The sequence below is a fragment of the Quadrisphaera sp. GCM10027208 genome (assembly GCF_042658805.1).
GTDB lineage: Bacteria > Actinomycetota > Actinomycetes > Actinomycetales > SCSIO-59966 > SCSIO-59966.
This window is the reverse complement of record NZ_JBHSRC010000003.1, coordinates 139,571-161,969: the sequence shown is the minus strand read 5'-3', so window position 1 is coordinate 161,969 and position 22,399 is coordinate 139,571. Positions and strand designations below refer to the sequence as shown.

At 69.6% G+C, this 22,399-nt stretch carries 13 protein-coding genes and 5 rRNA genes; 17 read left to right on the top strand and 1 reads right to left on the bottom strand.

Annotation, left to right across the window (positions count from 1 at the left end; all coding sequences use genetic code 11):
* Positions 1 to 199 precede the first annotated feature (199 nt).
* A 23S ribosomal RNA gene (locus ACFP6A_RS06190) occupies positions 200 to 3,315 on the top strand.
* Between the two features lie 80 nt (positions 3,316 to 3,395).
* Positions 3,396 to 3,512 (top strand): 5S ribosomal RNA (gene rrf / locus ACFP6A_RS06185).
* A gap of 261 nt (positions 3,513 to 3,773) precedes the next feature.
* Here rrf (ACFP6A_RS06185) and ACFP6A_RS06180 read toward each other — a convergent pair.
* On the bottom strand, positions 3,774 to 3,983 hold the full coding sequence (locus ACFP6A_RS06180) for a hypothetical protein (protein ID WP_379602407.1): 210 nt from the start codon (positions 3,981 to 3,983) through the stop codon (positions 3,774 to 3,776).
* An 875-nt stretch (positions 3,984 to 4,858) separates the two neighbouring features.
* Between ACFP6A_RS06180 and ACFP6A_RS06175 the strand changes: the two genes are divergently transcribed.
* The 15 genes from ACFP6A_RS06175 to ACFP6A_RS06105 all read left to right on the top strand — a co-directional run bounded on the left by ACFP6A_RS06175 (position 4,859) and on the right by ACFP6A_RS06105 (position 22,372).
* Positions 4,859 to 6,381 (top strand): 16S ribosomal RNA (locus ACFP6A_RS06175).
* 396 nt (positions 6,382 to 6,777) lie between these two features.
* Positions 6,778 to 9,893, top strand: a 23S ribosomal RNA gene (locus ACFP6A_RS06170).
* 80 nt (positions 9,894 to 9,973) lie between these two features.
* Positions 9,974 to 10,090, top strand: a 5S ribosomal RNA gene (rrf, locus tag ACFP6A_RS06165).
* Together the 16S, 23S and 5S rRNA genes form the textbook arrangement of a ribosomal RNA operon.
* Before the next feature lie 287 nt (positions 10,091 to 10,377).
* Positions 10,378 to 11,172, top strand: a complete 795-nt coding sequence (locus ACFP6A_RS06160; RefSeq protein ID WP_379602406.1) for a hypothetical protein — start codon at positions 10,378 to 10,380, stop codon at positions 11,170 to 11,172.
* Between the two features lie 90 nt (positions 11,173 to 11,262).
* Positions 11,263 to 11,682, top strand: coding sequence for a tetratricopeptide repeat protein (locus ACFP6A_RS06155; protein WP_379602405.1), 420 nt, complete (start codon positions 11,263 to 11,265; stop codon positions 11,680 to 11,682).
* The gene (locus ACFP6A_RS06150) at positions 11,679 to 12,686 is read left to right on the top strand and encodes an HAD-IIA family hydrolase (protein ID WP_379602404.1); all 1,008 of its coding nucleotides are present in this window, start codon (positions 11,679 to 11,681) and stop codon (positions 12,684 to 12,686) included. Before ACFP6A_RS06155 ends, ACFP6A_RS06150 begins: the two co-directional genes overlap by 4 nt.
* Before the next feature lie 10 nt (positions 12,687 to 12,696).
* Positions 12,697 to 12,948, top strand: coding sequence for a hypothetical protein (locus ACFP6A_RS06145; protein ID WP_379602403.1), 252 nt, complete (start codon positions 12,697 to 12,699; stop codon positions 12,946 to 12,948).
* Positions 12,949 to 12,951: 3 nt separating this feature from the next.
* Positions 12,952 to 13,806, top strand: coding sequence for a TlyA family RNA methyltransferase (locus ACFP6A_RS06140; protein WP_379602402.1), 855 nt, complete (start codon positions 12,952 to 12,954; stop codon positions 13,804 to 13,806).
* On the top strand, positions 13,803 to 14,714 hold the full coding sequence (locus ACFP6A_RS06135; RefSeq protein ID WP_379602400.1) for an NAD kinase: 912 nt from the start codon (positions 13,803 to 13,805) through the stop codon (positions 14,712 to 14,714). The genes ACFP6A_RS06140 and ACFP6A_RS06135 overlap by 4 nt, the downstream gene beginning before the upstream one ends.
* Before the next feature lie 15 nt (positions 14,715 to 14,729).
* Positions 14,730 to 16,418, top strand: coding sequence for a DNA repair protein RecN (gene recN / locus ACFP6A_RS06130; protein WP_379602885.1), 1,689 nt, complete (start codon positions 14,730 to 14,732; stop codon positions 16,416 to 16,418).
* 39 nt (positions 16,419 to 16,457) lie between these two features.
* A complete protein-coding gene (gene steA / locus ACFP6A_RS06125; protein WP_379602398.1) occupies positions 16,458 to 17,690 on the top strand; it encodes a putative cytokinetic ring protein SteA in 1,233 nt (410 codons plus the stop codon).
* Positions 17,687 to 18,715, top strand: a complete 1,029-nt coding sequence (locus ACFP6A_RS06120) for a copper transporter (protein ID WP_379602397.1) — start codon at positions 17,687 to 17,689, stop codon at positions 18,713 to 18,715. The genes steA and ACFP6A_RS06120 overlap by 4 nt, the downstream gene beginning before the upstream one ends.
* Positions 18,712 to 19,554 (top strand): hypothetical protein, encoded by an 843-nt coding sequence (locus ACFP6A_RS06115; protein ID WP_379602396.1) that lies wholly within the window; start codon positions 18,712 to 18,714, stop codon positions 19,552 to 19,554. Before ACFP6A_RS06120 ends, ACFP6A_RS06115 begins: the two co-directional genes overlap by 4 nt.
* Entirely contained in the window at positions 19,551 to 21,197 is a 1,647-nt protein-coding gene (locus tag ACFP6A_RS06110) for a lipid II flippase MurJ (protein ID WP_379602395.1), read from the top strand. The genes ACFP6A_RS06115 and ACFP6A_RS06110 overlap by 4 nt, the downstream gene beginning before the upstream one ends.
* Positions 21,194 to 22,372, top strand: coding sequence for a glycosyltransferase family 4 protein (locus ACFP6A_RS06105; protein ID WP_379602393.1), 1,179 nt, complete (start codon positions 21,194 to 21,196; stop codon positions 22,370 to 22,372). Before ACFP6A_RS06110 ends, ACFP6A_RS06105 begins: the two co-directional genes overlap by 4 nt.
* Positions 22,373 to 22,399: the final 27 nt, after the last annotated feature.

The following is a 22,399-nucleotide window of genomic DNA, read 5'->3' as shown; positions in this document are numbered from 1 at the left end:
CGCTGTTGGGTCCTGAGGGTGCGGGCGTTGGTGTCTGTTCCTTCTGGGCTGCTGGTGCTCCCGGGTGGGGGTGCTGGTGGTTGCGGGTCATCCTGTCGGTGTACTGGTCTTCTTCGTGGGGGCCGGCGCCGGGTGTGGGGTGGTGCCGCCCGTAGCTTGAGAACTGCACAGTGGACGCGAGCATCTTTGAATACTTTGTGGCCAAGTTTTTAAGGGCACACGGTGGATGCCTTGGCACCAGGAGCCGATGAAGGACGTAGGAGCCTGCGATAAGCCTCGGGGAGTTGGCAACCGAACTGTGATCCGAGGATGTCCGAATGGGGAAACCCGGCTGGAGTCATGTCCAGTCACCCGCGCCTGAACACATAGGGCGTGCGGAGGGAACGTGGGGAAGTGAAACATCTCAGTACCCACAGGAAGAGAAAACAACAGTGATTCCGTCAGTAGTGGCGAGCGAACGCGGAAGAGGCTAAACCGGTCACGTGTGACAGCTGGTAGGCGTTGCGTGGTCGGGGTTGTGGGACCTGTCTGTCTCAGCTACCGATGAGGCGGGGAGTGAGAAAGTCGCGTCATAGTCGAAGGGCATTGAAAGGCCCGGCACAGAGGGTGCAACCCCCGTAGGCGAAATGGCGTGGCCTCCCGATGGGGATCCCAAGTAGCACGGGGCCCGAGAAATCCCGTGCGAATCTGGCAGGACCACCTGCTAAGCCTAAATACTCCCTGGTGACCGATAGCGGACAAGTACCGTGAGGGAAAGGTGAAAAGTACCCCGGGAGGGGAGTGAAATAGTACCTGAAACCGTGTGCCTACAAGCCGTCGGAGCCTCTGTGCGGGGTGACGGCGTGCCTTTTGAAGAATGAGCCTGCGAGTTAGTGGTACGTGGCGAGGTTAACCCGTGTGGGGAAGCCGTAGCGAAAGCGAGTCCGAACAGGGCGACTGAGTCGCGTGCCCTAGACCCGAAGCGAAGTGATCTACCCATGGGCAGGTTGAAGCGCGGGTAAGACCGCGTGGAGGACCGAACCCACCAGGGTTGAAAACCTGGGGGATGACCTGTGGGTAGGGGTGAAAGGCCAATCAAACTTCGTGATAGCTGGTTCTCCCCGAAATGCATTTAGGTGCAGCGTCACGTGTTTCTTGCCGGAGGTAGAGCTACTGGATGGCTGATGGGCCCTACCAGGTTACTGACGTCAGCCAAACTCCGAATGCCGGTAAGTGAGAGCGTGGCAGTGAGACTGCGGGGGATAAGCTCCGTAGTCGAGAGGGAAACAGCCCAGACCACCAGCTAAGGCCCCTAAGCGTGTGCTAAGTGGGAAAGGATGTGGAGTTGCACAGACAACCAGGAGGTTGGCTTAGAAGCAGCCACCCTTGAAAGAGTGCGTAATAGCTCACTGGTCAAGTGATTCCGCGCCGACAATGTAGCGGGGCTCAAGCACACCGCCGAAGCTGTGGCATTCACGCGTGTGCCCGGCCGGTCCTTCGGGTCCGGTCCAGGCGCGTGGATGGGTAGGGGAGCGTCGTGTGGCGAGTGAAGCGGCGGGGTGACCCAGTCGTGGACGCCACACGAGTGAGAATGCAGGCATGAGTAGCGAAAGACGGGTGAGAAACCCGTCCGCCGAATGACCAAGGGTTCCAGGGCCAGGCTAATCCGCCCTGGGTAAGTCGGGACCTAAGGCGAGGCCGACAGGCGTAGTCGATGGACAACGGGTTGATATTCCCGTACCGGCGAAGAACCGCCCATACCGAGGCCGGTGATGCTGAGCGTGCGAAGCCGTGTCGGCCCTTCGGGGCCGGTGCGGGGGAGCGCGCGACCCGAACCGGTAGTAGGTAAGCGCAGTAACAGGGGTGACGCAGAAGGGTAGCCTCCGCGTGGCGATGGTAGTCCACGTCCAAGGGTGTAGGGCGAGGTGTAGGCAAATCCGCACCTCACGCAGCCTGAGACCTGATGGTGACCGCGAATGCGGGAAGCAGGGTGATCCCATGCTGCCGAGAAAAGCCTCGGCGCGAGGTTCTAGCCGCCCGTACCCCAAACCGACTCAGGTGGTCAGGTAGAGAATACCAAGGCGATCGAGAGAATCATGGTTAAGGAACTCGGCAAAATGCCCCCGTAACTTCGGGAGAAGGGGGGCCGGACGGATGACGGCACGTGCTGCCTAGTCCGGAAGGCCGCAGAGACCAGGGAGAAGCGACTGTTTACTAAAAACACAGGTCCGTGCGAAGTCGCAAGACGATGTATACGGACTGACGCCTGCCCGGTGCTGGAACGTTAAGGGGACGGGTTAGCCTCACGGCGAAGCTCAGAACTTAAGCGCCAGTAAACGGCGGTGGTAACTATAACCATCCTAAGGTAGCGAAATTCCTTGTCGGGTAAGTTCCGACCTGCACGAATGGCGTAACGACTTCTCCGCTGTCTCAACCATGAACTCGGCGAAATTGCACTACGAGTAAAGATGCTCGTTACGCGCAGCAGGACGGAAAGACCCCGGGACCTTTACTACAGCTTGGTATTGGTGTTCGGTACGGCTTGTGTAGGATAGGTGGGAGACTGTGAAGTCGGCACGCCAGTGTCGGTGGAGTCACCGTTGAAATACCACTCTGGTCGTTCTGGACATCTAACCTCGGTCCGTGATCCGGATCAGGGACAGTGCCTGGTGGGTAGTTTAACTGGGGCGGTTGCCTCCCAAAAGGTAACGGAGGCGCTCAAAGGTTCCCTCAGCCTGGTTGGCAATCAGGTGTCGAGTGCAAGTGCACAAGGGAGCTTGACTGCGAGAGAGACATCTCGAGCAGGGACGAAAGTCGGAACTAGTGATCCGGCCGTGGTTCGTGGAAACGCGGTCGCTCAACGGATAAAAGGTACCCCGGGGATAACAGGCTGATCTTGCCCAAGAGTCCATATCGACGGCATGGTTTGGCACCTCGATGTCGGCTCGTCGCATCCTGGGGCTGGAGTAGGTCCCAAGGGTTGGGCTGTTCGCCCATTAAAGCGGTACGCGAGCTGGGTTTAGAACGTCGTGAGACAGTTCGGTCCCTATCCGCTGCGCGCGCAGGAGACTTGAGAAGGGCTGTCCCTAGTACGAGAGGACCGGGACGGACGAACCTCTGGTGTGCCAGTTGTTCCGCCAGGAGCACCGCTGGTTAGCTACGTTCGGAAAGGATAACCGCTGAAAGCATCTAAGCGGGAAGCCTGCTTCAAGATGAGGTCTCCACGGGGCTCGACCCCGAGAGGCTCCCAGCTAGACTACTGGGTTGATAGGCCGGACGTGGAAGCGTGGCAACACGTGAAGCTGACCGGTACTAATAAGCCGACAACTTGCCCACACACTCACCGAGTGCTCTGCGTCCACTGTGCGGTTCCCGAGATACGGTCGGCCCACCACCGAACGACATCTCCATAGAGTTCCGGCGGCCATAGCGTCGGGGAAACGCCCGGTCCCATTCCGAACCCGGAAGCTAAGCCCGACAGCGCCGATGGTACTGCGCGGGAGACCGCGTGGGAGAGTAGGACACCGCCGGACAACACCCACACGATGACGGTCACCCCCACACCCGGGGGTGACCGTCATCCGCGTTCCCCCACCCCTTCCCTTTGTCCGTGATCATGCAATCCCGCCACCCTGCGCGACCCACGCCTGATCAGTCCCCGGCCCCTGTCCGTGATCATGCAATCCCGCCACCCCGGTTGCTCTCCGGTGCCCGCTCCCAGACGTTTGGTGTGTGTGTGGCACGACAGCCAGACAAAGCTGCGCCCATGCAGCGCTCAGTGCTGGAGGTGGTGCTCAGCTGCCGCTGACGGCCGGGGTGGCTGAGGGCAGGGGCCGCAACTGGGCCAGGGCGTCGACGATGGCAGCCCGGTCGGTTCTGGGCTGCATGGCTGACGGCGGTGCGGCGAGCACGGTGGCCAGGCGCGCCTCGAGCGCGTCGGGGTGCGGTGGCATATCGGCCGGACCGCGCAGGTGGTCCTGGGGACGCCCGGGAGGACTGTTCATCGGCCACAGCGTCCCCGGGGGCGGTTAGCTCGAGGGCCGGCATGAGTGGGGCGCCGATGTGATGGCGCGGGGTAAGTACGCGGCCGCGACGTTGGTCGCGGCCGCCCGCGTGGTGCTCCAGAGCGTCCCTGTGCCGGCGTGACGCGGCACGAGTTCGGCACGATGCGAGACACGCAGCGGGGTCCGGGGTGGCGGGATTGCATGATCACCACCAGGGGGCCGGACGGAGGGCTCACCACAGGCTCCCTCGCGGTCCGGCCGTGCTCCTGGCGCTGTCCGGCCGTGCTCCTGGCGCTGTCCGGCCCTGCTCCTGGCGCTGTCCGGCCCTGCTCCTGGCCTCGGCACGCGGCGCCGTGGGCGCCGAGCGCCGGGCGGGACAAGGACGACCCTGGACCGTGCTACTCTAGGGACACCGCTGGAGGCACGGACTCCTCAGGGAGGCCGGTCCGCGGTGAGTACCGAGGGGCGCCTTGGATTTGGAGCGATGCTCGCAAGGTGCTAGGCTCGGTCACCGCTCGAGCGCCAGAGTTACCAAAAGCCCGACTGTGCTTCGGTGCTCGCTCGAGCAAGAAGGTTCATGCGGTAGCCCCGTCTGTTGCGGCCTGTGTGGTTGTGGTGGGTGGTGCGCGTCCGTTCCTTGAGAACTCAACAGCGTGCTTAAAAGTCGATGCCGAATGGCCTCGTCGTGCTGGTGGTGCTGCTGCGTTGTGTGGTGGTGCTGGTGGTGGATGGGGCGTGTTTGGTGATGCGGTGCCTGCCTGTCTCGTCGGGTGGGTGCTGTTTTGCCAGGTTTGATTCCTGACCTCCTTGCCGGGGGGTTGGGGTCTCTATTGAGCGGTGTCCTGTCCCTGTGTGGGGTGGGTGCCGGTTTGTCATCAATGGAGAGTTTGATCCTGGCTCAGGACGAACGCTGGCGGCGTGCTTAACACATGCAAGTCGAACGGTGAAGCTGGTGCTTGCACTGGTGGATCAGTGGCGAACGGGTGAGTAACACGTGAGCAACCTGCCCCCGACTCTGGGATAACTCCGGGAAACCGGTGCTAATACCGGATATGACACTGCCGGGCATCTGGTGGTGTGGAAAGTTTTTCGGTTGGGGATGGGCTCGCGGCCTATCAGCTTGTTGGTGGGGTGATGGCCTACCAAGGCGACGACGGGTAGCCGGCCTGAGAGGGCGACCGGCCACACTGGGACTGAGACACGGCCCAGACTCCTACGGGAGGCAGCAGTGGGGAATATTGCACAATGGGCGAAAGCCTGATGCAGCGACGCCGCGTGAGGGATGAAGGCCTTCGGGTTGTAAACCTCTTTCAGCAGGGAAGAAGCGCAAGTGACGGTACCTGCAGAAGAAGCGCCGGCTAACTACGTGCCAGCAGCCGCGGTAATACGTAGGGCGCAAGCGTTGTCCGGATTTATTGGGCGTAAAGAGCTCGTAGGCGGTTTGTCGCGTCTGCTGTGAAAACCTGGGGCTTAACTCCGGGCCTGCAGTGGGTACGGGCAGACTAGAGTGCGGTAGGGGAGACTGGAATTCCTGGTGTAGCGGTGAAATGCGCAGATATCAGGAGGAACACCGGTGGCGAAGGCGGGTCTCTGGGCCGTAACTGACGCTGAGGAGCGAAAGCGTGGGGAGCGAACAGGATTAGATACCCTGGTAGTCCACGCCGTAAACGTTGGGCGCTAGGTGTGGGGCTCATTCCACGAGTTCCGTGCCGCAGCAAACGCATTAAGCGCCCCGCCTGGGGAGTACGGCCGCAAGGCTAAAACTCAAAGGAATTGACGGGGCCCCGCACAAGCGGCGGAGCATGCGGATTAATTCGATGCAACGCGAAGAACCTTACCAAGGCTTGACATACAGGGAAATCTCGCAGAGATGTGAGGTCCGCAAGGGTCCTGTACAGGTGGTGCATGGTTGTCGTCAGCTCGTGTCGTGAGATGTTGGGTTAAGTCCCGCAACGAGCGCAACCCTCGTCCTATGTTGCCAGCGGGTCGTGCCGGGGACTCATAGGAGACTGCCGGGGTCAACTCGGAGGAAGGTGGGGATGACGTCAAATCATCATGCCCCTTATGTCTTGGGCTTCACGCATGCTACAATGGCCAGTACAAAGGGCTGCGAGACCGTGAGGTGGAGCGAATCCCAAAAAGCTGGTCTCAGTTCGGATTGGGGTCTGCAACTCGACCCCATGAAGTCGGAGTCGCTAGTAATCGCAGATCAGCAACGCTGCGGTGAATACGTTCCCGGGGCTTGTACACACCGCCCGTCACGTCACGAAAGTCGGTAACACCCGAAGCCGGTGGCCTAACCCCTTGTGGGAGGGAGCTGTCGAAGGTGGGACTGGCGATTGGGACGAAGTCGTAACAAGGTAGCCGTACCGGAAGGTGCGGCTGGATCACCTCCTTTCTAAGGAGCGTCTGGCGTGGCCGGTTTGTGCTGGTCGCGTCCAGGGCCATGCCCGGGGCGAGTGTTCTCGGGGTGGTGCTCGTGGGTGGAACATCGGCTAGTTGGTCGTCGCGTGGTGCGTCGGGCGTTAGTACGGTCACGGCTCTTCGGGGTTGTGGTGGGGAACGCGTCTGGCGTGTCGGGTGGCGGTCTGGGCACGCTGTTGGGTCCTGAGGGTGCGGGCGTTGGTGTCTGTTCCTTCTGGGCTGCTGGTGCTCCCGGGTGGGGGTGCTGGTGGTTGCGGGTCATCCTGTCGGTGTACTGGTCTTCTTCGTGGGGGCCGGCGCCGGGTGTGGGGTGGTGCCGCCCGTAGCTTGAGAACTGCACAGTGGACGCGAGCATCTTTGAATACTTTGTGGCCAAGTTTTTAAGGGCACACGGTGGATGCCTTGGCACCAGGAGCCGATGAAGGACGTAGGAGCCTGCGATAAGCCTCGGGGAGTTGGCAACCGAACTGTGATCCGAGGATGTCCGAATGGGGAAACCCGGCTGGAGTCATGTCCAGTCACCCGCGCCTGAACACATAGGGCGTGCGGAGGGAACGTGGGGAAGTGAAACATCTCAGTACCCACAGGAAGAGAAAACAACAGTGATTCCGTCAGTAGTGGCGAGCGAACGCGGAAGAGGCTAAACCGGTCACGTGTGACAGCTGGTAGGCGTTGCGTGGTCGGGGTTGTGGGACCTGTCTGTCTCAGCTACCGATGAGGCGGGGAGTGAGAAAGTCGCGTCATAGTCGAAGGGCATTGAAAGGCCCGGCACAGAGGGTGCAACCCCCGTAGGCGAAATGGCGTGGCCTCCCGATGGGGATCCCAAGTAGCACGGGGCCCGAGAAATCCCGTGCGAATCTGGCAGGACCACCTGCTAAGCCTAAATACTCCCTGGTGACCGATAGCGGACAAGTACCGTGAGGGAAAGGTGAAAAGTACCCCGGGAGGGGAGTGAAATAGTACCTGAAACCGTGTGCCTACAAGCCGTCGGAGCCTCTGTGCGGGGTGACGGCGTGCCTTTTGAAGAATGAGCCTGCGAGTTAGTGGTACGTGGCGAGGTTAACCCGTGTGGGGAAGCCGTAGCGAAAGCGAGTCCGAACAGGGCGACTGAGTCGCGTGCCCTAGACCCGAAGCGAAGTGATCTACCCATGGGCAGGTTGAAGCGCGGGTAAGACCGCGTGGAGGACCGAACCCACCAGGGTTGAAAACCTGGGGGATGACCTGTGGGTAGGGGTGAAAGGCCAATCAAACTTCGTGATAGCTGGTTCTCCCCGAAATGCATTTAGGTGCAGCGTCACGTGTTTCTTGCCGGAGGTAGAGCTACTGGATGGCTGATGGGCCCTACCAGGTTACTGACGTCAGCCAAACTCCGAATGCCGGTAAGTGAGAGCGTGGCAGTGAGACTGCGGGGGATAAGCTCCGTAGTCGAGAGGGAAACAGCCCAGACCACCAGCTAAGGCCCCTAAGCGTGTGCTAAGTGGGAAAGGATGTGGAGTTGCACAGACAACCAGGAGGTTGGCTTAGAAGCAGCCACCCTTGAAAGAGTGCGTAATAGCTCACTGGTCAAGTGATTCCGCGCCGACAATGTAGCGGGGCTCAAGCACACCGCCGAAGCTGTGGCATTCACGCGTGTGCCCGGCCGGTCCTTCGGGTCCGGTCCAGGCGCGTGGATGGGTAGGGGAGCGTCGTGTGGCGAGTGAAGCGGCGGGGTGACCCAGTCGTGGACGCCACACGAGTGAGAATGCAGGCATGAGTAGCGAAAGACGGGTGAGAAACCCGTCCGCCGAATGACCAAGGGTTCCAGGGCCAGGCTAATCCGCCCTGGGTAAGTCGGGACCTAAGGCGAGGCCGACAGGCGTAGTCGATGGACAACGGGTTGATATTCCCGTACCGGCGAAGAACCGCCCATACCGAGGCCGGTGATGCTGAGCGTGCGAAGCCGTGTCGGCCCTTCGGGGCCGGTGCGGGGGAGCGCGCGACCCGAACCGGTAGTAGGTAAGCGCAGTAACAGGGGTGACGCAGAAGGGTAGCCTCCGCGTGGCGATGGTAGTCCACGTCCAAGGGTGTAGGGCGAGGTGTAGGCAAATCCGCACCTCACGCAGCCTGAGACCTGATGGTGACCGCGAATGCGGGAAGCAGGGTGATCCCATGCTGCCGAGAAAAGCCTCGGCGCGAGGTTCTAGCCGCCCGTACCCCAAACCGACTCAGGTGGTCAGGTAGAGAATACCAAGGCGATCGAGAGAATCATGGTTAAGGAACTCGGCAAAATGCCCCCGTAACTTCGGGAGAAGGGGGGCCGGACGGATGACGGCACGTGCTGCCTAGTCCGGAAGGCCGCAGAGACCAGGGAGAAGCGACTGTTTACTAAAAACACAGGTCCGTGCGAAGTCGCAAGACGATGTATACGGACTGACGCCTGCCCGGTGCTGGAACGTTAAGGGGACGGGTTAGCCTCACGGCGAAGCTCAGAACTTAAGCGCCAGTAAACGGCGGTGGTAACTATAACCATCCTAAGGTAGCGAAATTCCTTGTCGGGTAAGTTCCGACCTGCACGAATGGCGTAACGACTTCTCCGCTGTCTCAACCATGAACTCGGCGAAATTGCACTACGAGTAAAGATGCTCGTTACGCGCAGCAGGACGGAAAGACCCCGGGACCTTTACTACAGCTTGGTATTGGTGTTCGGTACGGCTTGTGTAGGATAGGTGGGAGACTGTGAAGTCGGCACGCCAGTGTCGGTGGAGTCACCGTTGAAATACCACTCTGGTCGTTCTGGACATCTAACCTCGGTCCGTGATCCGGATCAGGGACAGTGCCTGGTGGGTAGTTTAACTGGGGCGGTTGCCTCCCAAAAGGTAACGGAGGCGCTCAAAGGTTCCCTCAGCCTGGTTGGCAATCAGGTGTCGAGTGCAAGTGCACAAGGGAGCTTGACTGCGAGAGAGACATCTCGAGCAGGGACGAAAGTCGGAACTAGTGATCCGGCCGTGGTTCGTGGAAACGCGGTCGCTCAACGGATAAAAGGTACCCCGGGGATAACAGGCTGATCTTGCCCAAGAGTCCATATCGACGGCATGGTTTGGCACCTCGATGTCGGCTCGTCGCATCCTGGGGCTGGAGTAGGTCCCAAGGGTTGGGCTGTTCGCCCATTAAAGCGGTACGCGAGCTGGGTTTAGAACGTCGTGAGACAGTTCGGTCCCTATCCGCTGCGCGCGCAGGAGACTTGAGAAGGGCTGTCCCTAGTACGAGAGGACCGGGACGGACGAACCTCTGGTGTGCCAGTTGTTCCGCCAGGAGCACCGCTGGTTAGCTACGTTCGGAAAGGATAACCGCTGAAAGCATCTAAGCGGGAAGCCTGCTTCAAGATGAGGTCTCCACGGGGCTCGACCCCGAGAGGCTCCCAGCTAGACTACTGGGTTGATAGGCCGGACGTGGAAGCGTGGCAACACGTGAAGCTGACCGGTACTAATAAGCCGACAACTTGCCCACACACTCACCGAGTGCTCTGCGTCCACTGTGCGGTTCCCGAGATACGGTCGGCCCACCACCGAACGACATCTCCATAGAGTTCCGGCGGCCATAGCGTCGGGGAAACGCCCGGTCCCATTCCGAACCCGGAAGCTAAGCCCGACAGCGCCGATGGTACTGCGCGGGAGACCGCGTGGGAGAGTAGGACACCGCCGGACAACACCCACACGATGACGGTCACCCCCACACCCGGGGGTGACCGTCATCCGCATCTTCAGCCACGTCCACAGGAGCCCACATGGCCGAGCACCCGACCTCTGGTGGACCGCGCGGCCGCCGCCGCCCCGGCGCTTCTGCGGCCGGGGGGTCGCAGGGCGGCGGTCCGCGACGGCAGGACGCAGGCGCAGGGCAGGGGGGACGTCCCGGGCGCCGCGAACGTCCCCGGCGTGGGGACGTGTCGGCCCGCCCGGACCGGCGTGATGGCCCCGGCCTGGGCGACCGCAGGGTGCGAACCGATGGGGTCACGTCGGCCACTTCGGCCCGATCGCGTGGCGAGCGGCGGCCCGGGCGACCAGACCAGGACGTCACCCCGCGACCGCAGGACCCGCCTCTACCCGCGGACGTCACCGGCGAGCAGCTGGACGCCGGTGTCCGCAGAGACCTGCGCTCCCTCAGCAAGGAGGGTGCCGAGAAGGTGGCCCGGCACCTCGTCATGGTGGCGCGGCTGCTCGACGTCGACCCGGTCTCCGCCTGGGAGCACGCCCAGGCCGCCAGACGGCGGGCCGGGCGGCTCGGTGTCGTCCGGGAGGCCGCCGGTCTCGCCGCCTACCGGGCCGGCCACTACGACGAGGCGCTGCGCGAGCTGCGGACGGTGCGGCGCCTCACCGGTGACCAGTCGCTGCTGCCGGTGATGGCCGACTGCGAGCGTGGCCTCGGCCGGCCCGAGCGCGCACTGGAGCTGGCCGCATCGCCCGAGGTCGCTGCACTGGACGAGGAGGGCCAGGTGGAGATGCGGCTCGTCGCGGCCGGTGCCCGGATGGACATGGGTAACCCGGCGGCGGCCGTCGTGCTGCTGCAGCCCCTGGCCCAGCGGGCCCAGGCCAGGGCCGTCCCGTGGCGTGCCCGAGTGTGGTCCGTGCTGGCCGATGCCCTCGAGGCCGCGGGGCGCCCGGCAGAGGCTCGCGAGTGGCTGGAGCGGGCGGCGGACGCGGACGACGCGGGCGAGACCGGGGCCGCGGAACGACTCGGTCGTGTGGTCCCGGAGCCGGGCGAGACCATCGTGGACCTGCTCGAGGACTGAACCGCCCGCTCAGCCGCCGGGAGGCTGTGCCCCTCGGGGATCCGGGTCCGGGTTCGCAGCCCGACGGGTGGCACCGTACGGTCTGGAGACATGCCGGAGACATCCCCAGGTCAGCCCCAGGGCGGCCCCTACGAGTGGCTGCGGCGAGGAACGCAGCTCCTCCAGGACGGGCACGCCGCGGCGGCAGCCACCGTTCTGCAGCACGCGGCCGAGTCCGAGCCGGGTTCCGCCATGGTGCTGGAGACCCTCGGCCGGGCACAGTTCGCGGCAGCCCGCTACGACGACGCCGCAGCCACCTTCGCCCGGCTCGTCGAGCGCAACCCCGACGCGGACTACGCCCGGTTCGGCCTCGGCTCCGCGCTGGCCCGGCTCAACCGGTTCGAGGAGGCGGCCGAGCACCTGGCGCTGGCGGTCGCGATGCGCCCCGACCGCCGCGAGTACGCCGACCGGCTCCGGCAGGTGCGGGCGACGCTGACCGCCCGGCGGGACGCCGGTCTCGCCGACCGGTGAGCGGCGTCCTGGTCGACGAGCACGACCTGCTCGTCCTCGACCTCGACGGGGTGGTCTACGTCGGCGCCGAGGCCGTGGCCGGAGCCGTCGAGACGCTCACCGCGGTGCACGAGGCCGGCACCGCGCTGCGCTACGCCACGAACAACGCCTCCCGCACGCCGGCTCAGGTGGCCGGGCACCTGCGCTCACTCGGCGTGCCCGCCGAGACGGACCAGGTCGTCACGTCCTCGCAGGCTGCTGCCCGGCTCGTCGCCGACACGCTCGGCGACGCAGGGCCCGTCCTGGCCGTGGGTGGACCCGGCGTCGCCGACGCGCTGACCGCAGCGGGTCTGGACGTCGTCTCCTCGGCCGACGACCGGCCCGTGGCCGTGGTCCAGGGGTACGGCCCGGACGTCGGGTGGCGGCAGCTGACGGAGGCAGCCCTGGCGGTGCGCGCCGGCGCCAGATGGGTGGCCACCAACGTCGACCCCACCCTGCCCACCGAGCGGGGTCCCGCGCCCGGCAACGGTGCTCTCGTCGCCGCCGTCCGGACCGCCACGGGAGCCGAGCCGCTCGTCGCCGGCAAGCCGCAGCCCACGTTGTTCCAGGTCGCGGCCCGGGGAGCCCGCTCGCCGCTGGTCGTCGGGGACCGACTCGACACCGACGTGGCCGCCGCGCGGGCTGCCGGGATGCGCTCGCTGCTCGTGCTCACCGGGGTGACCCGGCCGGAGGACCTGCTCGCCGCCGGCCCGCTCGAGCGGCCCGACCTCGTCGGCGCCGACCTGCGCTGCCTGCTCGAGCCGCCCCGGGTGGTCCCCGCGGCACCCGAGGGCGGCTGGTGGGTGAGCGGGACGGCGCAGGCTCGTCTCCACGACGGCCGCCTCCAGGTCCGGGCCGGCGACGACGACGTCCAGACGCTGTGCGCCGCGGCCGCCGCGGTCTGGGACGCTCGTGACGACGGCCGGTGCCCGGACCTCACCGAGGTCGCCGATCAGCTGCGGGACGTCGTCACCACCCGGCGGTAGCGTGACCGCCGTGCACGACGACAACCAGCCGGACGCCGCAGCAGACCGCACGAGACCGTCTCCCGCAGCGGAGCCCCCAGCGGAGCCCCCAGCGGAGCCGGCCGCTGACCCGGCGGTCCCCCGGACCGGTGACCCCGACGTGGACGCCGCCGTGCGCCGGCTGGCCGCCCTGGACCCGCGCGCACCCGCCGCCGAGCAGCTGCCCGAGCTCGTCGCGGTGCACGAGGCGCTGCAGCAGCGACTGTCCGCGGCGGTGGAGTGAGCGGTGGCGCGACGGCAGCGGCTCGACGCGGAGCTCGTGCGGCGGGGGCTCGCGCGCTCCCGTCAGCACGCCGGTGAGCTGGTCGCCGCCGGACGGGTCGCCGTGGCCGGGCGGACGGCGGCCAAGCCCGCCACTCAGGTGGAGCTCGGCGCCGCCATCGAGGTCGCCGACGCCGCCGCCGGCCCTGCGTACGTCAGCAGGGGTGCGCACAAGCTCGCCGGCGCGCTCGACGCGTTCGACGGCGTCGTGGTGGAGGGCCGACGGTGCCTCGACGCCGGCGCGTCGACCGGTGGCTTCACCGACGTCCTCCTGCGTCGCGGCGCCGAGCACGTCGTGTGCGTGGACGTCGGGTACGGCCAGCTGGCATGGTCGCTGCGGCAGGACCCCAGGGTTACCGTCCTGGACCGGACCAACGTACGGGAGCTGACCCCCGACCAGGTGGCTCCCGCCCCCGGGCTCGTGGTCGCAGACCTGTCGTTCATCTCCCTGCGGCTGGTGCTGCCCGCCCTGGCACGCTGTGCCACGGCGGACGCCGACTGGGTGCTCATGGTCAAGCCCCAGTTCGAGGTGGGCCGGGAACGACTGGGAGCCGGCGGGGTGGTCCGGCAGCCCGGGCTCCGGGCCGAGGCGGTGCGCGACGTGGCGGCGGCCGCCGCCGCCGAGGGCCTGCGGGTGCGCGGCGTTGTGGCCAGTCCGCTGCCCGGTCCCAGCGGCAACGTCGAGTACTTCCTGCACCTCGCCCGGGACGCGGACGACCCTGGGGCAGTCCTGCGCTGGGACGAGGCGGAGCGCTCCCGGGTCGCCGCGCTCGTCGACCGGGCGGTGGCCGAGGGGCCCAGCGGGGCGGGTGCCCGGTGAGCGGGACCACCCGGCGCGTGCTGCTGCTCACCCACACCGGCCGTCCCGCCGCCCGCACCGCCACCGCGGACCTGGTCCGGCGTCTCGCCGACGCCGGCCTGGAGCCGGTCATGCTCGCGCAGGAGGCGGACGAGGTCCCCGGCACCGAGCAGGCGACCAGGGTCGACGGTCTGGGCCCGGACGTCGACCTCGGGCTCGAGCTCGTCGTCGTGCTCGGCGGGGACGGCACCGTGCTGCGGGCCGCCGAGGTCGTCCGCGAGCACCCCGTCCCGCTGCTGGGGGTCAACCTCGGGCACGTCGGCTTCCTGGCCGAGATCGAGCCGGACGACCTCTACGACACCGTTCGCCGGGTCGCGGCCGGTGACTACATGGTCGAGGAGCGGATGACCCTGGACGTCACGGTGCGCCTGGGGGAGCGGCTGCTGGCCGAGACGTGGGCGGTCAACGAGGCGTCGGTGGAGAAGGCCAACCGGGAGCGCATGATCGAGGTGGCCACTGAGGTCGACGGGCGCCCGGTGTCGACCTTCGGCGCCGACGGTGTCGTCATGGCCAGCCCGACCGGGTCCACCGCCTACGCCTTCTCCGCCGGAGGGCCCGTGGTCTGGCCGGAGGTCGAGGCGCTGCTCATGGTGCCGATCTCGGCGCACGCCCTCTTCGCCCGCCCCCTGGTGGTCGCCCCGAGCTCCGTGCTGGCGGTCGAGGTCGTCAACCGCAGCCCGGTGGGCGGCGTCCTGTGGTGCGACGGACGGCGCACCGTGGAGCTGCCGCCCGGCGCCCGGATCGAGGTGCGTCGCGGCAGCCGCCCGATCCGGCTCGCCCGGCTCGTCACCGGTCCGTTCACCGACCGGCTGGTGGCGAAGTTCCAGCTGCCGGTGACCGGCTGGCGCGGACCGGTGCAGGAGGGCTGAGACGTGCTCGAGGAGATGCGGATCCGCTCCCTGGGAGTCATCGACGAGGCCGTCCTGGAGCTCGGTCCCGGGCTCACCGTGCTCACCGGCGAGACCGGCGCCGGCAAGACGATGGTGGTCACCGCGCTCGGCCTGCTCCTCGGGGCCCGGGCGGACGCCGGGACGGTGCGCAGCGGCACGTCCAGCGCGGCCGTGGAGGGCCGGTTCGTCGTCGACCCGCAGGGTCCGGTCGCCGCTCGCGCCCGGGAGGCCGGGGCCGACCTCGACGACGACGCGCTGATCGTCGTCCGGACCGTCGCGGGGTCCGGGCGCAGCCGGGCGCACCTCGGCGGCCGGTCGGTGCCGGTGGGCGTGCTGGCCGAGCTGGCCGACGACCTCGTCGCCGTCCACGGACAGTCCGAGCAGGTGCTGCTGCGCAGCCCCGCCCGGCAGCGAGAGGCCGTCGACCGGTACGCCGGCGAGGAGGTGGCCGGCCTGCTCGCCGACTACAGGGACGCCTACGCCTGTGCCGCCGCGGTGCGCGCCGAGCTCGACGAGCTCACGACGCGAGCTCGCGAGCGCCGCCAGGAGGCAGACCTGCTGCGGCTCGGGCTCGAGGAGATCGAGGCCGTCGACCCGCAGCCCGGTGAGGACGCCGACCTGCTCGCCGAGTGGCACCGGCTCACCCACGCCGAGGACCTGCGCGCCGCCGCAGCCGGCGCTCACGCCGCACTGCTGGGCGACCCGACCCTGCCCGAGCCCGGCCCGGACGCCGCCGGCCTGCTCGACGCGGCCCGCCGCCTGCTCGACGGCGTCCGGGAGCACGACCCGGCCCTGGCCCGGCTCGCCGACCGGCTCGCCGAGATCGGGTACCTCGCCGCGGACGTCGCCACCGAGCTCAGCTCGTACGCCGAGTCGGTCGAGGACGACCCGGTGCGCCTGGCCGGCGTGGAGGAGCGCCGCGCCGCCCTCGGCGCCCTGACCCGCAAGTACGGCCAGGACGCCGACGCCGTCCTGGCCTGGGCCCGCGACGCCGCCCGTCGGCACGCCGAGCTGGAGGGGGACGACGAGCGGGTCGAGACGCTGCGGGAGGAGCTGGCCGGGCTCGACCGGCGGCTCGGTGACCTCGCCGCCGCCCTGCACGCGGCCAGGGCCCGGGCCGGGCACCGCCTGGCGGCGGCCGTCACCGCCGAGCTGGCCGAGCTGGCCATGCCGCACGCCCGGCTCACCGTCGACGTCCGCCGCCGGGAGGAGCTGGGGCCGCACGGCGGGGACGACGTCACCCTGCTGCTCGCCCCGCACACCGGCGCCGAACCCCGACCGGTGTCCCGCGGCGCGTCCGGCGGCGAGCTGTCCCGGGTGATGCTCGCCCTCGAGGTGGTGCTCGCCGGCGCCGACCCGGTGCCCACCTTCGTGTTCGACGAGGTGGACGCCGGCGTCGGGGGGAGGGCCGCGGTCGAGGTCGGGCGTCGCCTGGCCCGCCTCGCCCGCACCTCCCAGGTGATCGTCGTCACCCACCTGCCCCAGGTGGCCGCGTTCGCCGACCGCCACCTGCTCGTCGCCAAGGACGACGACGGCCAGGTCACCTCGAGCCTCGTCGCCGACCTCGACGACACCGCCCGGGTCCGCGAGCTGGCCCGGATGCTCGCCGGGCAGGAGGGTTCCGACACCGCACGGGCGCACGCCGAGGAGCTGCTCGCCGCCGCCCGGGACGGCGCCGCCTGACCCGCTCCCGCCCCAGGTCGTGGGAGCATCGGGCCCGATATGCGCAACCTTCTCAGCCGCCGACGCAAGCCCGAGGCCCTGCCCGGGGTGAGCGGGATCGCACGCGTGGACCCGCGGACCAAGGACCTCACCAAGAGGTTGCGGCCCGGTGAGATCGCCGTCATCGACCACATGGACATCGACAAGGTGTCCGCGGAGGCGCTCCTCGCCTGTCGTCCGGCCGCCGTCGTCAACGCGGCGCCGAGCACCTCCGGGCGCTACCCGAACATGGGCCCCGGCATCCTCGTCGGTGCCGGCGTCACGCTCGTCGACGCCGCCGGGCCGGCCGTGATGTCGCAGATCGAGGAGGGGCGGCGGGTACGCGTCCACGAGGGACGTGTCCTGCTGGTTCGCGGAGCCGAGGAGATCGAGGTCGCCCGGGGGCAGGAGCTCACCGAGGAGTCGGTCGCCGCTGCGATGGAGGACGCCCGCGCCGGGCTCTCCGTCCAGCTGGAGTCGTTCGCCACCAACACGATGGAGTACCTCCGCAAGGAGCGGGACCTGCTCCTGGACGGGATCGGCGTCCCGGACGTACGTACCCGCTTCGAGGGCCGTCACGCGCTGGTCGTCGTCCGCGGCTACCACTACCAGGAGGACCTGCTGACCTTGCGGCCCTACATCCGCGAGTACCGACCCGTGATCATCGGAGTGGACGGCGGGGCGGACGCCGTGCTCGCGGCCGGCCACCGCCCGGACATGATCGTGGGGGACATGGACTCGGTCTCCGACCGGGCGCTGACCTGCGGGGCCGAGGTGGTCGTGCACGCCTACCGGGACGGTCGGGCTCCTGGCCTCGACCGGGTCCGCAGCCTGGGCGTGGACCCGGTCGTCTTCCCCGCGACGGGTACGAGCGAGGACGTCGCCATGCTGCTCGCCGACGACAAGGGCGCCGAGCTCATCGTCGCCGTCGGCACCCACGCCACGCTGGTGGAGTTCCTCGACAAGGGCCGCGCCGGGATGGCGAGCACGTTCCTGACCCGGCTGCGGGTCGGCGGCAAGCTCGTCGACGCCAAGGGCGTCTCCCGGCTCTACCGGCAGCGCATCTCCAACCTCCAGCTGGGGCTGCTCGTCCTGTCCGGCCTGCTGGCCCTCGGTGTCGCCCTGGCGGCCACCACCGCGGGCCAGGCGTTCTACGCGATCGCGTGGGGTTGGGTCAACGACGCCGTGATCGTGGTGCGGGACTGGTTCACGGGGCTGTTCGGTCCCGGGCAGGAGGTGGTGGGGCAGCCGTGATCGACTTCAGGTACCACCTCGTCTCCCTCGTGTCGGTGTTCCTGGCGCTGGCCATCGGCGTGGTGCTCGGTGCCGGTCCGCTGCGCGAGTCCATCGGCGACCAGCTGACCAACCAGGTGGAGGCGCTGCGGCAGGACAAGGAGAACCTCCAGCTGGCCGTCGGCAACCGGGACGAGCAGATCCGGCAGCGGGACCAGTACGTCGCCGCCACCGCGCCGCGGCTGCTGGCCGGGCAGCTGACCGGGCGGAGCGTCGTCGTCGTCGCACTGCCCAGCGCCGGCCGGGAGGCGGTGGACCTGCTCGCCGACGAGCTGGAGGTCGCCGGCGCCGACGTCCCCGGCCTCGTCAGCGTGCTGTCGGCGTGGACCGACCCGGGCGAGCAGGCGTTCCGCCGCAGCCTCGTCGGTCAGCTGCTGCCCTTCGTGGACCCGGCGCCTGAGGCGGCCGGCGGCACCCAGGGTGACCTCGCCGCCGTCCTGGCCTGGGCCGTGTCGGCTCCCGCCGACGGGGCCCCGGACGCCACGGCCGAGGCCGAGACGGCGGTCGAGGGTCTGCGCAGCGGAGGGCTCGTCGCCGTCGACGGGGACGTCGTCCAGCAGGCCGACGTCGTCCTCGTCGTGACCGGCGCACCACCGGCGGGCGAGGACGACGAGGCCTCCGCCGCGGCGGTCGAGGACTCCGAGCCGTGGTTGGCACTGCTCGCCGAGGCGGACGCCCGCTCGGCCGGCGCCGTGCTCGCCGGGCCGGTGGAGGCCGCCGGTGACACCGGGCTGGTGGGTGTCGTCCGGCAGGAGGGGGTCCCCGACGGGGTCTCCACGTCCGACGCCGTCGACACCCCGATGGGCCGGGTCGTCGCGGCCCTGGCCTTGCGCGAGCAGCTGGCCGGCGGGCAGGGCCACTACGGGGTGGCGTCCGGCGCCGAGGCGGTCGTCCCGGAGCCGGTGGACCTGCCTGCCCCCGCGGACGCCGGCACTGAGGTGCCCACCGACGTCCCCACCGACGACCCGGACGACGGCACGCCGTGAGCCCGGTGCGGGCCGCGCTGGCCGCGGCGGCAGGCGCCCGGACCGCGTGGGCGGTCCTGACCCGGGTGACCCCTGGAGGAGCCCAGCGCTGGGAGCGCACCAACCACCGGGGGGAGCCGGTGACCCTGCTCGAGGGTCCCGCGTACGCGCTGGGCGCCCTGACCGGGGTGCTGGCAGCGCCCGGACTGCCGCGGCGGGTCCGGGCCGGTGCCGCCGTCGCCGTGGGGTCCGCGGCGGTCCTGGGCGCGCTCGACGACCTCGTCGGCACCGGTACCGACAAGGGGCTGCGGGGGCACCTCGGCGCCCTGGCCCGCGGCCGTCTGACCACCGGCGCGGTCAAGGTGGGCGGCATCGGGGCGGCCGGCCTGGCTGCGGCCGCCACCGTGCTGGGGCGGCGCAGGCCGGGGGCGGCGGGTGTGCTGGACGTCGTCGTCGCCGGCGGTGTCGTCGCCGGCAGCGCCAACCTGCTCAACCTGCTCGACCTGCGGCCGGGCCGGGCGCTGAAGGTGACCCTGCTGCCGGCCGCCCTGGCGCTCACCGCCGGCCCCGGCGGCACCCTGCTGGCGGCCGGCGCGGGGGCCGCCGCTGCCCTCGTCGCGGAGGACCTGGGCGAGCGGGCCATGCTCGGTGACACCGGAGCCAACGCGGCCGGTGCCCTGCTGGGCTGCGCCGCGGTCGCCGCGACGGCCGACGCCGGGCGGACCGGCGCCCTGACCCGGGCAGGGCTGCTCGCCGGGCTCACCGGTCTGACTCTGGCCAGTGAACGGGTCAGCTTCACCAGCGTGATCGAGCGGACACCCGTCCTGGACGCCCTCGACCGGCTGGGCCGCCGGGCGTGAGCCACCCCGGCGGCGCACTCACCCGGCGCCAGCTCGCCGGCACCCTGATCGGGGGCGCGGCCGCCGTCGCCGTCGTCACCCTGCTCGCACGGGTCGTCGGCTTCGGGCGGTGGCTGGTGTTCTCCGGCACCGTGCACGCCGAGTGCGTCGGCACCGCCTACGCGACCGCCAACCAGCTGCCCAACGTCCTCTACGAGGTCGTCGCCGGTGGCGCCCTGGCGGCCGCCGTCGTCCCGCTGCTCGCCTCCCCGCTGGCCCGCGGCGCCCGCGAGGAGGTGGACCGGACCGCCAGCGCCCTGCTGACCTGGGCGGTGGTCCTGCTGCTGCCGGCCGCGGTCCTCCTGGCTCTGCTCGCCCGACCGCTGACCGGGCTCCTGCTCGGCGGCGAGGACTGCACCGCCCAGGCCGCCCTGGCCGCCCGGATGCTCCTCGTCTTCGCCCCGCAGGTGCTCCTGTACGGCGTCGGGGTCGTGCTCACCGGGGTGCTGCAGGCGCACCGGCGCTTCCTGTGGCCGGCCATGGCTCCGCTCGTGTCGAGCCTCGTCGTCATCGCCGCCTACGCCGCCTTCGCCGTCCTCGCCGAGGGCAGCCAGGACGACGCGGCCGCCCTGCCCCGCGCCGCCGAGGCCGTCCTGGCCTGGGGCACCACCGCGGGCGTCGCCGCGCTGACCCTCCCCCTGCTGCTGCCGGTGCTGCGCACCGGAACCCGTCTGCGCCCTTCCCTCTCCTTCCCTCCGGGAGTGGCCCGTCGCGCACGTGCCCTGGCCGGCGCCGGGCTCGCCGCCCTGCTCGCCCAGCAGGTCGCCGTCGTCGTCACCCTGCTGCTGGCGAACTCCCGCGGTGGGACGGGCGCGTGGCCGGTCTTCCAGTACGTGCAGGCCGTCTACCTGCTCCCGTACGCCGTGCTGGCCGTCCCCCTGGCCACGGTGGCCTTCCCACGGCTGGCGCACCACGCCGCCACCGGGGCCCGGGACGCGTTCGCCGTCGCGGCCGCCGGCACCACGCGGGCGCTGCTGCTCGTCGCCGTCACCGGCGCGGCGGGACTGGCTGCGGTCGCGCCGGCGGTGACCGCGGTGTTCTCGGCCCTGGACCGGGCCGACGTCTCGGTGATGACGGCCGCGCTGACGGCGATGGCTCCCGGTGTCGTCGGGTTCTCCCTGGTCGCGCACCTCGGCCGGGCGCTCAACGCGTTGCACCGGGCCCGGGCGGCGGCGCTCGCCACCGCGGCCGGCTGGGCCGGCGTCGTCCTCGTCTCCGCGGTGGTCGTCGTGTGGGTGCTGCCGCCGCGGGACGCCGTCACCGGCCTGGCAGCAGGCACGAGCGCCGGGATGCTGCTCGCGGGTGCGCTGCTGCTCGGGGCGCTGGGCCGCGCGGCCGGGCCCGCGGCCCTGGCCGGGGTGCCCCGCACCCTCGGCGTCCTGCTCGGCTGCGGGGTCGCCGCGGCCTGGGCCGGTCGGGTCGTCGTCGACCTCGTCCTGCCGCCGGGTTCCGGCGGTGGGACCGCTGCAGTCGGTGCTGCGCTCGCCGCCGGCGTGGCCGGAGGGCTCGTCGTCCTGGCGGTGACGGCAGCCGGGGTGGCTGTCGGCGACCGGTCCACCGCCGGCCGGACGATGGCGGTGCTGCGCCGCAGGGACACCACGTGACCGGCGACCGGACCGTCCCCTCCGAGCAGCCGCCGACGCGAGGACGTCGACGGGTGCTGCTGCTCGTCGGGCACAGCACCGGTGGTATCGGCGCGCACGTCCACAGCCTCGCCACCGGGTTGCCGGCGCACGGGTGGACCCCGGTGGTCGCGACCAGCCCGCGGACGGCCTCCCGGTTCGACCTGGGCCCGGACGTGCACCTGGTGTGGCCCGGGCGCCGCGGCGCCGTGGGCCGTCTGCGGCGGCTGCGCTCGCTCGTCGCCGGTGTCGACGTCGTCCACGCCCACGGCCACCAGGCCGGGCTGCTGGCGGTGCTGCTCGCCGCCACGGTGCGTCGCCGCCGCCCGCCGGTGGTCGTCTCCTGGCACAACGCCGTGCTCGGCGGCGGCTGGCAGCGGCGCCTGCGGGCCCTCGGCGAGGTCGTGCAGGCCCGCCGGGCCGACCTGCTGGCCGGAGCCTCCCGGGACCTCACCGACCGGGCCGTCGCCCTCGGTGCCCGCGCCGCGGTCACCGCCCCGGTGGCCGCGCCTGCCGCCGGCCCGTGGGCAGGCGACCGGGCCGCGGGACGCCGGGAGCTGGCCCGGGAGGTCGCCGAGGAGGTCGCCGGGGAGCCGGCCGAGGAGGTCGCCGGGGAGCCGGCCGACGGACCGGTCGTGCTCACCGTCTCCCGGATCGCCCCGCAGAAGAACCTCGCCGTCGTCGTCGAGGCCGCCGCCCGGCTGCGCCGGCGGACCGGCCTGCGCTGGCTCGTCGTCGGCGACGGCGACCCGGCGCTGCTGGCAGCGCTGCGCCGCCAGGTGGTGTCGGCCGGCGCCCCGGTGCACTTCCTCGGCGCCCGGCGGGACGTCGTCCGGCTCATGGGACTGGCCGACGTGCTCGCCCTGGCCAGCTCCTGGGAGGCGCGGGCCCTCGTCGTCCAGGAGGCGATGGCGGCCGGTCTGCCGGTCGTCGTCCCCGCGGTCGGCGGCCTGCCCGAGCTGGTCGGCGACGCCGGCGTGCTCGTCCCGCCCGGGGACGCCGGGGCGCTGGCCGACGCCGTCGCGACCCTGCTCGACGACGACGCGGCACGAGCCCGGCTGGCCGACGCCGGACGCGCCCGGTTCGCCGAGCTGCCCGACGAGGCACAGGTCGTGGCGCAGTGGTCGGACCGCTACACCCGGCTGTTAGCCTGGTAACCCGTGGTGGAGCGGACGGCCCCGCGG

Bases quoted from the DNA above. Each gene is read 5' to 3' on its own strand.
- ACFP6A_RS06180 (WP_379602407.1), bottom strand. From the start codon at position 3,983: ATGAACAGTCCTCCCGGGCGTCCCCAGGACCACCTGCGCGGTCCGGCC.
- ACFP6A_RS06155 (WP_379602405.1), top strand. From the start codon at position 11,263: ATGCCGGAGACATCCCCAGGTCAGCCCCAGGGCGGCCCCTACGAGTGG.
- recN (WP_379602885.1), top strand. From the start codon at position 14,730: ATGCGGATCCGCTCCCTGGGAGTCATCGACGAGGCCGTCCTGGAGCTC.
- steA (WP_379602398.1), top strand. From the start codon at position 16,458: ATGCGCAACCTTCTCAGCCGCCGACGCAAGCCCGAGGCCCTGCCCGGG.